This window comes from Plebeiibacterium marinum (assembly GCF_026013615.1).
GTDB lineage: Bacteria > Bacteroidota > Bacteroidia > Bacteroidales > Marinilabiliaceae > Saccharicrinis > Saccharicrinis marinus_A.
Map to the genome: position 1 here is coordinate 1 of NZ_JAPDPI010000155.1, position 377 is coordinate 377.

Genomic DNA, 377 nt, shown 5'->3' on the forward strand with positions numbered 1-377 from the left:
AACAATCAAAGTAACCGTTTGTTAAGTGTGGCTGATGATGGCACCTCAAATTCCAATGTTAAGGATTATGACGCCATTAGTGCAGGAACATATACTTATGATAACAATGGGAATATGACACACGACCCTTCAAAAGATTCTGAAAACCTGATTAAATACAATCATTTAAACTTACCTCAAGAGGTTTCTGTTAATGCTGACAATAGAGTTTTTTACCATTACGATGCAGTTGGCAACAAGCTGGCCAAATATGTAAAAAATGGTACTACTTATAAAACAACAGATTATATTGCCAACCTGGTGTATACCGATGGACAAAAAAGCTTTTTTAGCACCGAAGAAGGCCGTGCCATACCTGTAAAAAATGGCGACAATAC

Annotated in this window: 1 protein-coding gene; it reads left to right on the forward strand. The window is 36.6% G+C overall.

Annotated elements, in window-relative coordinates:
* Positions 1-377 (forward strand): hypothetical protein (locus OM074_RS21730; protein WP_435873452.1); only part of this gene is annotated, 377 nt, incomplete at both ends.